The sequence below is a fragment of the Mycobacterium cookii genome (genome assembly GCF_010727945.1).
Taxonomy (GTDB): Bacteria; Actinomycetota; Actinomycetes; order Mycobacteriales; family Mycobacteriaceae; genus Mycobacterium; species Mycobacterium cookii.
The window spans coordinates 2,661,886-2,674,066 of the sequence record NZ_AP022569.1; the positions used below are offsets into that span (position 1 = coordinate 2,661,886).

Below are 12,181 nucleotides of genomic sequence, written 5' to 3' on the forward strand. Positions count from 1 at the left end.
GGCTGACCGGCCCACTAGGGTGAGCCAATGACGAGCCGGGAGCCTGAGGCCGACCCCAAACGCCGCGGCGTGCTGCCGTCCTTCACCGCGCTGTGCGTCCGGTATGTCGAACGCCTCATGCCCGACCCGTTTCTGTTCGCCGTCATCCTGACCCTGATCGTCGCCGCGCTGGTCGCCCTTTTGGTGAACGGCGCGGCGCCCAGCGGCATGCTCAAGGCGTGGTACGGCGGGGTGTGGGGACCGCAGAACATCTTCACGTTCGCGTTCCAGATGGTGCTGATCCTCGTGACCGGCTACACGCTCGCCGAGGCGCCGGTCCTGAAGCGGGCCATCGTCTACATCGCCGGAAAACCGTCGACGCAGGTCCAGGGAGCTCTGCTGTGCTTTGGCGTCAGCGCGGTGCTCTCCCTGCTGAACTGGGGACTCGGGCTGGTGGCCGGTGCGCTGGTCGCCCGGCAGGTCGCCAGGCGCTTTACCGAAGCACATTTCGGCTACCTCATTGCGGCGGCGTTCATGGGTTTCATCGTCTGGACGCAAGGACTTTCATCATCGATTGCGCTGGCGAACACGGACAACGGCAGCCCGATCAACGTAATCCACAAAATGACCGGCATCACCGTGCCGCTGACGTTGACGATCTTCCAGCCCTACAGCTGGCTGTCGGTGATCGTCGTGCTGGCGCTGCTCGCAATCGCGATCTGGCGGATGGAGCCGGCGCAGAGCCTGGCGCCGGATGCCGCAGTGTTTGACGACGAGGACCGGCCGGTGGTCGAGGCCGAGGGCCCGAAAACGTTTGCTGAATGGCTGGAAGACCTGTGGATCCTGAACGTCCTCGTGTTCGCCGCGGGCATTGCCTACTTCTGCATCAGCGGTTTCGCGCTGAACATCTCGTCGATGATCATGTTGTTCACGATCACCAGCGCGTTGCTGCACCGCACACCGATCCGATTCATCCGGGCATTCACCGACGCCGCGAAGGTGTCCGGTCCGCTGCTGCTGCAGTATCCGCTGTACGGCGGCTTGGTGGGCCTGCTCGGTTATCTGCCAACGCATGCGGCCACCGGGGCCAAGCCGCTGCAGACGCTGCTGGCCCAGGCGGTCGTCAGTGGTGCGACGCAATACACACTGCCGTTCCTGACCTTCATCGGCTCACTGGTTATCAGCCTGTTCGTGCCGTCGGGCGGCGGACACTGGGCCGTTCAGGGCCCGATCGCGGTCGGCTCGGCGCTGGCGATCGGTCAACACTCGCCGGCCTATCTCGGGTTGATCTCCATGGCGGTGGCGGTCGGTGAGGGGGTCGCGAACATGGTCCAGCCGTTTTGGCTGCTGCCCCTGCTGGCGATTGCGAAACTCAATGTCCGTCAGGTGATGGGCTTTACGATTGTCGCGTTCGTGATCGGGTTGGCGGTGCTGGGTGCTACCGCTCTGATAGCGCCGTACGTAATCTGACGTCGGCCGGGCTGGTGGCCAGGGCCGGGATCGAACCGGCGACCTTCCGCTTTTCAGGCGGACGCTCGTACCAACTGAGCTACCTGGCCGGAAGGCACTGTGTTAACCGGATTGGGGTCCAACCGGAGTGCCTCACCACATATCTTGCGACCCTGACGGGACTCGAACCCGCGACCTCCGCCGTGACAGGGCGGCGCGCTAACCAACTGCGCCACAGGGCCTTGCTGTTACCACCTGCTCCGCGCTAGCGCGTCGCACGTACCCCCAACGGGATTCGAACCCGTGCTACCGCCGTGAAAGGGCGGCGTCCTAGGCCACTAGACGATGGGGGCCAGAACCGAATCTCTTCGGGGGTACTCGCAACGTGGTTCGTTGGAGCCACGTCAGCTTAGGTCACCGGGTACCGAATCCTCAAACGGGCACACAGTATCCTTGTGCCTCGCGCCCCTATAGCTCAGTTGGTAGAGCTACGGACTTTTAATCCGCAGGTCCCAGGTTCGAGCCCTGGTGGGGGCACCGAAACGGCTAGCCGACTCGCGTCAGCCGGTCCTCGCAGTACAGCTGGGCGCAAGCTTGGCGTCGGATCTTGCCGCTGGTGGTGATCGGGATCGAGCCGGGCGCAACCAGCACGAGATCGACGGCGCGGATGCCGTGACTGATCGCCACCGCCCCGTTGACGTCGCTCTTCACCCCGTCGACCCGGCTTGCGATCTCGTCGTCCGAGCTGCCGCGCACCTTGTACTCGACAACCAGGGCCACCTGCTCATTGACGGCACCCGGAACCGAGATCGCGGCGACGCGGCCTCCGGTGATCTCCTGGACCGTCGCCTCGAGGTCGTCCGGATAGTGATTCCGCCCGTTGATGATCAGCAGGTCCTTGATCCGGCCCACGATGAACAGCTCGCCGTCGCTGATGACACCGAGATCGCCGGTGCGCAGCCAGGGCCCCGCGGGTGTGCCGTCCGACGGTTCGACGAGGTGCCCGGCGAACGTCTCGGCCGTCGCGTCGGGTCGTCCCCAGTAGCCCCGCGCAACGTTGTCGCCGCGCAGCCAGATCTCCCCGACCGCGCCGGCTGGTTGCTCGGTTCTGGAGTCCGGATCGACGATGCGGACGGTCGGCGACAGTGGAACGCCGTAGCTCACCAACGCGGTACCGGTCGAGTCGCAGAGCGGTTCGGCGTGGCCGGCCGAGAGCTTGTCGGATTCGAAGTGGACGACGTGCGGCGGCTTCCCCGGCGCACGCGCCGCCACGTACACGGTGGCTTCAGCCAGCCCGTACGACGGGCGAATCGCTTCGGGCCGCAGGTTGAATCGGGCGAACCGCTCGGTAAATCGGTCCACCGTCGCGACATGGACGCGCTCGGCGCCGCACACGACGTGGGTCACCCCGCCTAGATCCAGGCCTGCCATGTCGTCGTCGCTTGTTTTGCGCACCGCCAGCTCGAGGGCGAAATTCGGTGCGGGCGTGAAGGTTTGTGGCTGGGAGGCCATCAACTGCATCCACAGTGCGGGCCGGATCAGGAACGCCATCGGACTCGTCAGCACGCTGTGCATGTCGGCCAGGATCGGTGCGCAGACCCCAATGAAGAGACCCATGTCGTGGTAGAACGGCAGCCACGAGACCACGGTGGCATCCGGCGGCGCGATACCGTCGGTGTCGCCGTAGTAGCCGGTCATCGCCTGTTCGAAGTTCGCCACCAGGTTGTGATGGGACACCATCACGCCGGCCGGCCAGCGCGTCGATCCTGAGGTGTACTGCAGCAACGCCGTGCCGTCCTGCGGGCTGCGTCCGGCGAATCCCTTTGTGCCACTGGCATCCAACGCATCGACTTCGAGGAACTTGGCGTTGCACGGCACTTCTTGTTCGCGCACATACTCGGCGACTCCGCCGGCAACGGCTGAGGTGGTCAGTAAGACGGTCGGGGCCGAGTCGGCCAGGATCCGGTTGACCCGTTCGTCGTGGAGCTTGACGTGCGGCACCGACAAAGGCACAGCGATAAGCCCCGCCTCGAAAGCGCCCAGCAGACCGACGATGTAGTCGAGGCTCTGCGGCGCGACGATCGCGGCCCGGTCGCCCGGCGCGCCGATCCGACGCAGCTCTGTGGCCACGCAGCAGGTCCGTTGATACAGCTGCGACCACGTAAGAGTTTCCGCAACACCATCCGGGTCGGCGTCGTAGTCGACGAAGGTGAACGCAGGTTCGTTCGGCTGCAGGATCGCGCGTTCGCGAAGCACGGCCGGTACGGAACCGGTTGCGGGGCCTGGCATCGTCATCGGGCTGCCTTTCGAGGTGGCGGCTGGCAAAGGTCCTGGCGCGCCAGGAGTGAGGTCAACGCGGTGCGCATCTGCGCGCTGCCGAGAATCCCTTGGTGCCCGAGGCCGGGCGTCTCGATCAGCTCAGCCCCCACCGCGGCGACTATCTGGTGGGCGTGGCTGACCGGAACCGAATTGTCTTGCGGGTCGTGCAGAATACAGACTTGCACGGCGGGAGCCAGCTCCATAGCCCTGATGTCCCAGTCCGGTACCGGGATACCGTCGCGCCGATTCAACTCGTTTGCAATCAATTCCGTCACACCACTCGGGAGCCGCTGCTGTGCCACCCAACTCTCTATGACGGTGCGTAGTGAGCACACAGGTGCCAGCAGCAGTAGCGCCCGCACCGCGGGGCTCGTCTTCGCAACTGCGTCGACGGCCGCGATCGCCGAGAGGGAATGCGCGACCACCGTGTGGATGCTCGGAAAGCGCTGTAGCACAGCGGCGATGGCATCGGCATACTCACCTATGGTGGACTGCCAGCCTGGCGATACGCCATGTCCCGGAGCGTCAAAGCAGATTGCCGATTCACCATGCGCTACAGCGACATCCACGACAGCCGACATCGTGGTGCTGTCTGTGCCCCAGCCATGGGTGGCGAGCACACCGGGCTCACGGTCGCCCCACTGGTAGGCGGCGGCGACTCGGTACACATCGGTCATCTCGATCCGGCGAGCACCCAAGGGACACATATCGCTCGGCGCCCGGCCGAGGCCCCGGGTGTCGACGAACGTCGACGCGTGAACGCGGCCGGCCAATCGCGGCACGACACGGTAGCCACGTGCGGTTGCCGCGGCGAGCATCCCGCGCCCCCTCACGCTGCGCCGGCGGTGGTTGTCGGAGCCGACGCCCTCGGCATGGGGTGTGTGCCGTAGAGACCCGAAACCGGGTCGTAGAACAGGCATTTGCGGATAATGTTCCAGAGTCGGCCGATGCTGGCCTTCTCGACGCGAACCATGTCCGGGTACCGCTGGATGAGCGCGGCCTGAGCCTTCGGCAGGTGGTAGTGAGGCACCGACGGAGCGACGTGGTGGGCGGTGTGCAGCGAGATGTAATGCGTGCAGAACAACAACCACCGCGGGTAGAGGTAGTCGGTGGTCACCAGCAGCCGGCTTGCATTTCGGGTCCAATATTGGTTCGGCAGATACGGAATGTCCTCGGCGCTGTGATGCATCATCGTCGTCATCGAGAACCAGAGATGGGTCGCGAACCACGGTGCCACGAAGTACAGCAGCAGACCCTGCACGCCGGTGAAATAGGTGAGCGCGCAGAGATATCCACCACCCACGACCGCTACGATCCCGATCGACCGGCGAGCCTCGCGTCGCATTCGCCGTTTGGGAAAGCGCGACGGCTTGAAGCTGGACTTGAGCCAGTAGTGGATGGAACCGGTACCGAGTGCCCAGGTGCGTGTGCTGAAGTAGACGAAGCGGTGACCCAGCGGCATCCGGCGGTAGACCTCTCTGGAGATCGGGCGCCAGTCTTCGTCCAACTCCAGGTTGTTCGTGTGGGAATGATGGTTGTTGTGCTCGTGCCGCCAGGCGTGGAACGGGTACATCAGTGGTAGCAGCGCGAATTGGCCGATCGCGAAGTTCAATCGGCGGTTGCGGGAAAAGGAGCCGTGTCCACAATCGTGTCCGATGCAGTGCAGTCCCCATCCGCCCAGCCCTGCGACCCCGATCAACGGAACGATCAGGTACCACCGGTCGACGCAGGCGATGCCGACCAGCGAGCCGGCGTACAGCGTCAGGCTCATCGCCAGGCTGGCGAGACCGCGAATTATCGACGGCTGCATGTATTCCCGTGGGATGACCGCAGTCAACTTCTGCCCTTCGAGCGCCCTGCTCTTCCTGATGAACTCGACGAACCCCGGGTCGGGGTTGGTCGGAAGGTCAGGTCGAGATTGCGTCTGCGTCATGGCTGGCTCCTTCAGAAATGCTCAGTCCGGAAGATGGAGCTCGCGGGTAAGGTGCGCGGCGAGGTCGTCGATCGTGCCGTGGTCGAACAGGATTGCCGGCGAGAGTCGTCGCTCGACGACCTTCTCCAACGCGCCCGATACCTGGACCGCCGTTCGTGAGTCGAGTCCGTAGGCTTCGAAGGGTTTTGCGGTGTCCACGTCCGACTCCGGGCATTTCACCCGTCGTGCCAGATCGGCCACCAGCCAGGAACGCAACGACTCGTGGGTCAGCGGTCCATCGATCGCCGGTGTCTTGCTTCTCCTGAACATCGTCACCCTTCCCCTTGGGCGGACACGGCAGCCGCGGTGGCGCGGTTGCGGCGTAGTCGGTGGTCGATCGCCGCGCGGCTGGGCATGTGCAGGTCCCAGACGATGTGCGATTTCGCCAGCACCGCGATCACCCAGCCACTGAGATCCGGTTCCCACCAGCGCATTCCGTGTCGATAGGCGCCGGGAAAAGCGTGGTGGTTGTTCTGCAGTCCCTCGCCGAAAGTAAAGAAGGCCACCGGCCAGTTGTTGGCGCTGTCGTCGCGGTTGGCAAACGGTCGCGACCCGATCATGTGGCTGACCGAGCCGACGCACCACGCCGCCTGATTGGCCACGAACACCCGCGCCAGTCCACCAAAAATGAAGCCGGACAACGCCGCAGCGACGGTGCCACCGACGGTCCAGCCGATGGCGGCGGGTACCAGCAGCCCGGCCAGTCCCCAGATGGGGTAGCTCCGGTTGTAGCTGTACAGTCGGCGATCGCGCAGCACGTCGGGGGCGAACACCGTCGCTCTGGATTCCTGGTCACTGAACATCCACGGAATATGGGCGTACCAAAGACCTTTCAGCTTGCCGCCGATAGTGCCGCCGCTCAGGTTCGGCGAGTGGGGATCGCCCTGCTCGTCGGCATAGCGGTGATGACGGCGGTGCGTACTGACCCAGAACAGCAGCGGTCCCTCCAGGGCCATCGAGCCCGCGATCATCAGCACACCCTCGAAGAACCGCGACGTCTTGAAGGATTTGTGGGCGACGTAGCGGTGGAATCCGATGGTGATCCCGAACATTTGTATCGCGTAGAACACGCCGAACAGAACATAGTCGACCACGGTGGCCCGCCCCGCGGCAACCAGGTAGACCCCGAAGCCGAACCCGAGCGCCGGGATGCCGATGGTGACCAGCGCGACCACCCGCTTGGCCCGTGCGCTGGTCGGGTTCAGTTGCAGGATCGCCTTGGCAAGCGATTCTCCCTGACCGGACGACGGTGTGGGCGATGACATTGCGGCATCGTGCATTTCGGCTGTCATGGCGCCCCATCTGCAAGGTCGGACTGCGAGTTGACGTACCGCACCTGGTGCACGAGACCGAGTCGGTCGAGGAGTCGGATGAAATCGCCGGCCAGATCGAGCTGCCACCACTGCCGCCGGGTCTGGGCCAGTGCGGGTCGGGCGTGGTGGTTGTTGTGCCACGACCCGCCCAACGTGGGCGGGGCCAGCGCGGCGATATTGCGGCTTTGGTCCCGTACCGGGAACGTACGGGTGCCGATCGTGTGGCCCAGCGAGTTCACCGCCCACGTGGCCTGATCCAGGGCGAAGATCCGCACGAAGCCGCCCCAGAGAATCCCGCCGACCACGCCGTGCACCGATTGGGTGACCAGCCCGCCGACGGCACCGGGGATCACGATCCCCAGCGCCACCAGGGTGAAATACCAGGCGTTGATCTTCATCACCCTGCGGTCAGCGAGCCAGTCCCGGGTATGCCGGCTCCAGTCGATCTTCTTGACGTCGAACAGCCACCCGACGTGACCGTGCCACAGGCCTTTGGCACGTCCCCGCCACCCGGTGCCCCGCGGCCTGGGCGAATGCGGGTCACGGTCGGTGTCGGCGAAAGCGTGATGCAACCGATGGTTGGCAACCCAGAACACAACCGGCCCCTGCGCGGCCATCGACCCTGCGATCGCGAGGAAAACCCGGACCGGTTCGGACGCCTCGAAGGACCGGTGGGTGAAGTAACGGTGCAGTCCTGCCTCGACACCGAGCGCGGTGATCAGATACATGCCAACGAACAACGCCACGTCGCATGCTGTCACCCCGAAGTAGAACGCGTAGACGACCGCGCCCACAGTTCCCGCGACTGGTAGTCCGACGGTCAGATATGCCAGTCGTGAAGCCAGCACATCGCGGTCGTGAACCGAAGGGGTGGTGGCGAATTCGGCGCTCATGCCAGCACCCCTTGTATCGCGTCTGCCAGGAAGAGCCGTTTGGCCTCGTGCCGCCGGACCTTTCCGCTGGTGGTGGTGGGAATGGTTTTCCTCGGCCAGATGTGGACGTCGGGTCCGACACCGAATTCCGACGTCACGCTGGAGCGCACGGCGTCTGCGAGCTTGGTGCGGCAGTCGATCGAGATCTGCGACGTGGGCGCCTCGGCGACGACGATCAGACGTTCGGTTCCGTCGCCCGGCACCGAGAACGCCACCGCACGCCGCAGCGACGGGTCGGCGCGCACCACACTGGCCTCGACGTCGTGCGGGTAGATGTTGCGCCCGCTGACGATGATCAGGTCCTTGATACGTCCGGTGACGAACAGTTCGTCGTCGCGGATGAAACCGAGGTCGCCGGTGCGCAGATAATCGGCGTCCTCTCCATCGATCCGCGCGTGAAATACTGCGTCCGTCAGTGCATCTCGGTTTAAATAGCCGGTGGCGACGCTGCGGCCACGGACCCAGATCTCACCGATCTCACCGGGTTGGACCAGACGGTCCGATTCAGGGTCGACAATCCGCACGACGTGCTCGGAATCGACTTCACCGCAGCTGACGACGACACCGTCGGGGCCATCGACAGTGTTGTAGCGGCGCCCTTTTCGTTTTCCGGCGACGAACAGCGTCGCCTCTGCCATCCCGTAGCAGGGAATCAGCGCGGTGACGTCGAATCCGAGTGGTACCGCACGCTGTTCGAAGCGGGCCAGGGTGTGCGCGCTGATGGGTTCGGCTCCGCAGTAGAACTCCTTGACGGTTGAGAGATCGAGGTTTTCGAGATCGTCGTCCAGTGCCTCGGCGGAGGCGTCGAGCGAGAAGTTCGGGCCGACGGTGATCGACACGCGGTAGTCGGTGATGGCCTCCAACCAGCGGCGGGGGTCTTGGACGAAGTGCAACGGCGACATCAGCACCAGCGGCCAGCCGTGGTGCAGCGACAGGATGATCGTGCCCATCAACCCCATGTCGTGGTACGGCGGCAACCACGAGAGGCCGACCCGGTTTGGGTCCGGCCCCATGCTGCGGGACAACACCTCGCAGTTGCTCATCAGGTTGTCGTGGGTGATGCAGACGCCCTTCGGCGATCCCGTCGACCCGGACGTGTACTGAATCAGGGCGAGGTCATCGGGTGAGCACGGCGCGGGGGTCACCGCCTCGACGCGGGTGTCCAGTTCGTCGATGTAAAAAATCAGCGGATCGATGCCAGCGCACGCCAGCCTGCGCTGCAGCGCTTCGATTTGGGCGTCGTACATCGCGTCGATGACGATCGCGTGCGGGATGCAGTCCAAGACAATCGCGTGGAAGCGGTCCAGTTCCTTGGGACGAGACGGCGGAAAGCAGGGTACCGGGACGGCGCCGAGCATCATGGTGCCGAACAGCGCGGCGATGTAGTCGAGGCTCGGATTGACGGCCAACACGACGCGTGATCCGCGGCCTACGCCCCGAGACGACAGCCATGCCGCGACTGCCGCCGCGCGTTCCGCGGTGTCGGCGTAGGTCCACCGTGATTCGGACGCCGCCGTGCCGTCTAAGAGAAAGATGTACGCGGGGTCGTGCGACGAAGACCTGGCGGACACCATGTCGACAATGGTGCGAGGGTGCTTTAACACAATTTTGTTCCCTCAGTGGCTATTTCAGCAAAGAGCCCCTCTGCGAAAGCTTGGCGACCGGGCACGCGCCGAACCGGCCTAGCTACGCCGGGATCAGCATAACCAGCAGCCGCGATCCGTGCACAGTATGTTGCCAGGAAATTGGTAGTTGGCCGCAAGGTCGGGTCGCTCAGCCACTTTTCGCAGCCGGCGCCGTCAGCTTTCGGCCGGCAGGTGCAGCCGGATGACCTCGACCAGATGACGTCCGACGTCATCGAGGGCATCCGTCGATCCGCTGGCGAGTGCGATCACCACCGCGCCCTCGATCGCTGCGATCGCCATCGTCGCCAGCGAACGGGCGGTATCCGGGTCGGCGCCGGAACTGACAAGTCGATCGGCGAGGATGGCACGCCACTCGTCGATGGCCTCGGCTGCGGCCCGCGTGGCTTCCGGCGCTTCCGAGCGGCCGAGGATCGCGGCGACGATCGGACAGCCTGCTTCCATGTCGGTTGCGCGGAGATGCACCTTCCACTGGTCGATGAAAGTCCGGACCGCCTGAACCGGGTCGGCGCTGTCATCGGCCGACCGGATGACGGCGCTCAACGACTGGCCGGCGATGCGGGTGGCTTCGGTGACGAGTTCCGCTTTGCCGCCGGGGAAGTTCAGGTAGACGGTTCGCCTCGCGACGCCGCTGTCCTCCAGGAGGGCACCGAGGCCGGCGCCGGCGACACCTCGACGTTGCACCAGCCCGGTGATGCTGGCGATCAGCGCATCTCGTGCGGACATGGGTTGAACTATACCGATTGGTCTACTACCGTGAGGGCAACACGTCGAACCCTTCACAATCGGAGACAGCCGTGACGAATGACAACAAGACGCTGCGCAAGTTCCGCAGAGAACGAGCTGTCGGACGAGTGCTCAACCCGGCCGTCCAAGCGTTGAGCTGACTCGGGCTGCGGACCGCGCTGGCCACCGAACTGGAAACCGTCGGCCGCAAGACCGGTCAGGCACGCCGGGTTCCGGTTTCAGCGCAGTTCGACGACCGCGGGGCATGGGTCATCTCTCAGCACGGCACCCGGTCCGGGTGGGGCAGGAATATCGCCGACAACCCCAACGTCCGTGTCCGACAAGGTGCTCGATGGCGCGCCGGGGTGGCGACATTCCGGCCCGATGACGATGTCGTCGCGCGCGGCCGCAAGTTCGGGCGAGTGGGGTCCAAGGTCGTCAAGGCGCTGGAGACCACGCCGGTGTCGGTGCGAATCGACTTCACCGACTGATCAGCTGCGAACCGCATTGAGATAGGTGATGTCGCTGAAGGCCTGCGCGACTTCGTCGTCGGAATAGACGAAACCGTTGGCGGCATGCATCTCGGCGACGGTGCGATGCGACACCTGCCAGCCCCGATTGGTCAGGTCCTCGATGATGTGGCTGCGCTCGTAGTGGTAGACGAGGTCGTTGAAGTCGATCTCGAAACCCAGTTCGCTCATCCGGTCGTGATGGCTGCGCCAGCGCGGGTCGTTGAAAATCGTTGTGTCGGGCACGAACTCGGAGGCCACCTGACTCTTCGGAGCGCTGAGGTCGGTGATGTTGCCGAACAGGGCGTCTTGCGCCTCGGGCGGCAGGTAGACGACGAGCCCTTCGGCACTCCACGCCGACGGCGCCTGCGGGTCGAAACCGGCGGCCCGCAACGCGGCCGGCCAATCGTCGCGCAGATCCACGGCGACCGTCCGGCGCTCGACCGTCGGCGCAGCGCCGATGGCAGCCAGCGTCGACGTCTTGAATTCGATGACGTCCGGCAGGTCGACTTCGTAGAGCACGGTGCCCTGCGGCCACGGCAACCGGTATGCCCGCGCATCCAAACCGGCGGCGAGGACGACCGCCTGCCGGATGCCATGGCGGGTCGCGTCGACGAAGAACCGGTCGTAGAACCGCGTGCGGACCGCCATGCTCCGGCCCATCCGGGCCGGGTCGAACTCGGCGCTGTCCGTGACGGGGATCTCGCCGTTGACCAGTCGCGTGTAGACGTCGATGCCGACCGCGCGGACCAATGGCGCGGCGAACGGGTCGTCGATCAGGCCGGCCTCGGATGCCAAAGCCCGGTTGGCCGCCACCATCGTCGCCGTGGCGCCCACGCTCGTCGCCAGATCCCAGCTGTCGCTTTCGCTGCGTATCGACATCGCGGCTCCCATCGTCTCGAAACAATATAGATCACCTAGTTATTGGCATTCCGTCGCGCATGCCTTAATATCTGCGTATGCATGCAGGTAATGAGAACGTCCGGTTGCCCGACGATCAGGTCAGCCTGGTCGTTGAGGTATTTCGCATGCTGGCCGACGCCACCCGTGTGCAGGTGCTGTGGTCCCTGGCCGACCGCGAGATGTCGGTGAACGACCTCGCCGAGCACGTCGGCAAACCGGCGCCGTCGGTGTCTCAGCATCTGGCCAAGTTGCGGATGGCACGACTGGTACAGACCCGCCGGGAGGGCACGACGATCTTCTACAGCCTGGAGAACAACCACGTTCGGCAGCTTGTCGTCGACGCCGTCCACAACGCCGAGCACGCCGGCCCAGGAGTCCCGCGCCATCATCGCGGCGATGACGGGCTACGGGTCGTCAAGAAGTGAAGACAGACAAG

At 64.9% G+C, this 12,181-nt stretch carries 11 protein-coding genes, 4 tRNA genes and 1 pseudogene; 4 read left to right on the forward strand and 12 right to left on the reverse strand.

Going from position 1 to position 12,181, the window contains the following annotated elements:
• Positions 1-27: 27 nt before the first annotated feature.
• Positions 28-1,449 (forward strand): TIGR00366 family protein, encoded by a 1,422-nt coding sequence (locus G6N27_RS12495; protein WP_163776614.1) that lies wholly within the window; start codon positions 28-30, stop codon positions 1,447-1,449.
• A 12-nt stretch (positions 1,450-1,461) separates the two neighbouring features.
• On the opposite strand, the gene G6N27_RS12500 is transcribed toward G6N27_RS12495, so the two are convergent.
• The 3 genes from G6N27_RS12500 to G6N27_RS12510 all read right to left on the reverse strand — a co-directional run bounded on the left by G6N27_RS12500 (position 1,462) and on the right by G6N27_RS12510 (position 1,781).
• Positions 1,462-1,538 (reverse strand) — tRNA-Phe (locus tag G6N27_RS12500).
• 58 nt (positions 1,539-1,596) lie between these two features.
• Positions 1,597-1,670 (reverse strand) — tRNA-Asp (locus tag G6N27_RS12505).
• A gap of 38 nt (positions 1,671-1,708) precedes the next feature.
• Positions 1,709-1,781, reverse strand: a tRNA-Glu gene (locus tag G6N27_RS12510).
• A gap of 111 nt (positions 1,782-1,892) precedes the next feature.
• On the opposite strand from G6N27_RS12510, the gene G6N27_RS12515 reads away from it, so the two are divergent.
• Positions 1,893-1,965, forward strand: a tRNA-Lys gene (locus G6N27_RS12515).
• Positions 1,966-1,974: 9 nt separating this feature from the next.
• Here G6N27_RS12515 and G6N27_RS12520 read toward each other — a convergent pair.
• From G6N27_RS12520 to G6N27_RS12555, 8 genes are all read right to left on the reverse strand, one after another.
• The gene (locus G6N27_RS12520) at positions 1,975-3,723 is read right to left on the reverse strand and encodes an AMP-binding protein (RefSeq protein ID WP_372513035.1); all 1,749 of its coding nucleotides are present in this window, start codon (positions 3,721-3,723) and stop codon (positions 1,975-1,977) included.
• Complete coding sequence (locus G6N27_RS12525; protein ID WP_163776615.1) at positions 3,720-4,565, reverse strand: alpha/beta fold hydrolase; 846 nt, start codon at positions 4,563-4,565, stop codon at positions 3,720-3,722. Before G6N27_RS12525 ends, G6N27_RS12520 begins: the two co-directional genes overlap by 4 nt.
• An 11-nt stretch (positions 4,566-4,576) precedes the next feature.
• Positions 4,577-5,680, reverse strand: a complete 1,104-nt coding sequence (locus G6N27_RS12530) for a fatty acid desaturase (RefSeq protein WP_163776616.1) — start codon at positions 5,678-5,680, stop codon at positions 4,577-4,579.
• A gap of 21 nt (positions 5,681-5,701) precedes the next feature.
• Positions 5,702-5,989 carry an acyl carrier protein gene (locus G6N27_RS12535; protein WP_163781728.1) on the reverse strand — a complete coding sequence of 96 codons (288 nt, stop codon included), beginning with the start codon at positions 5,987-5,989 and terminating at the stop codon, positions 5,702-5,704.
• Positions 5,990-5,991: 2 nt separating this feature from the next.
• Positions 5,992-6,984, reverse strand: coding sequence for an acyl-CoA desaturase (locus G6N27_RS12540; RefSeq protein WP_232064555.1), 993 nt, complete (start codon positions 6,982-6,984; stop codon positions 5,992-5,994).
• Between the two features lie 23 nt (positions 6,985-7,007).
• Positions 7,008-7,925: an acyl-CoA desaturase gene (locus G6N27_RS12545; protein WP_163776617.1), complete on the reverse strand. Its 918-nt coding sequence runs from the start codon at positions 7,923-7,925 to the stop codon at positions 7,008-7,010.
• Entirely contained in the window at positions 7,922-9,568 is a 1,647-nt protein-coding gene (locus G6N27_RS12550) for a fatty acyl-AMP ligase (RefSeq protein ID WP_163776618.1), read from the reverse strand. The genes G6N27_RS12545 and G6N27_RS12550 overlap by 4 nt, the downstream gene beginning before the upstream one ends.
• 195 nt (positions 9,569-9,763) lie before the next feature.
• A complete protein-coding gene (locus G6N27_RS12555; protein ID WP_163776619.1) occupies positions 9,764-10,333 on the reverse strand; it encodes a TetR/AcrR family transcriptional regulator in 570 nt (189 codons plus the stop codon).
• Between the two features lie 71 nt (positions 10,334-10,404).
• Here G6N27_RS12555 and G6N27_RS12560 point away from each other — a divergent pair.
• Positions 10,405-10,824, forward strand: a pseudogene (locus tag G6N27_RS12560) (nitroreductase family deazaflavin-dependent oxidoreductase).
• Here G6N27_RS12560 and G6N27_RS12565 read toward each other — a convergent pair.
• On the reverse strand, positions 10,825-11,724 hold the full coding sequence (locus tag G6N27_RS12565) for a class I SAM-dependent methyltransferase (protein ID WP_179963284.1): 900 nt from the start codon (positions 11,722-11,724) through the stop codon (positions 10,825-10,827).
• Positions 11,725-11,801: 77 nt separating this feature from the next.
• On the opposite strand from G6N27_RS12565, the gene G6N27_RS12570 reads away from it, so the two are divergent.
• Positions 11,802-12,170, forward strand: coding sequence for an ArsR/SmtB family transcription factor (locus tag G6N27_RS12570; protein WP_163776621.1), 369 nt, complete (start codon positions 11,802-11,804; stop codon positions 12,168-12,170).
• Positions 12,171-12,181: the final 11 nt, after the last annotated feature.

Bases quoted from the DNA above. Each gene is read 5' to 3' on its own strand.
- G6N27_RS12495 (WP_163776614.1), top strand. From the start codon at position 28: ATGACGAGCCGGGAGCCTGAGGCCGACCCCAAACGCCGCGGCGTGCTG.
- G6N27_RS12520 (WP_372513035.1), bottom strand. From the start codon at position 3,723: ATGACGATGCCAGGCCCCGCAACCGGTTCCGTACCGGCCGTGCTTCGC.
- G6N27_RS12525 (WP_163776615.1), bottom strand. From the start codon at position 4,565: ATGCTCGCCGCGGCAACCGCACGTGGCTACCGTGTCGTGCCGCGATTG.
- G6N27_RS12530 (WP_163776616.1), bottom strand. From the start codon at position 5,680: ATGACGCAGACGCAATCTCGACCTGACCTTCCGACCAACCCCGACCCG.
- G6N27_RS12535 (WP_163781728.1), bottom strand. From the start codon at position 5,989: ATGTTCAGGAGAAGCAAGACACCGGCGATCGATGGACCGCTGACCCAC.
- G6N27_RS12540 (WP_232064555.1), bottom strand. From the start codon at position 6,984: ATGTCATCGCCCACACCGTCGTCCGGTCAGGGAGAATCGCTTGCCAAG.
- G6N27_RS12545 (WP_163776617.1), bottom strand. From the start codon at position 7,925: ATGAGCGCCGAATTCGCCACCACCCCTTCGGTTCACGACCGCGATGTG.
- G6N27_RS12555 (WP_163776619.1), bottom strand. From the start codon at position 10,333: ATGTCCGCACGAGATGCGCTGATCGCCAGCATCACCGGGCTGGTGCAA.
- G6N27_RS12565 (WP_179963284.1), bottom strand. From the start codon at position 11,724: ATGTCGATACGCAGCGAAAGCGACAGCTGGGATCTGGCGACGAGCGTG.
- G6N27_RS12570 (WP_163776621.1), top strand. From the start codon at position 11,802: ATGCATGCAGGTAATGAGAACGTCCGGTTGCCCGACGATCAGGTCAGC.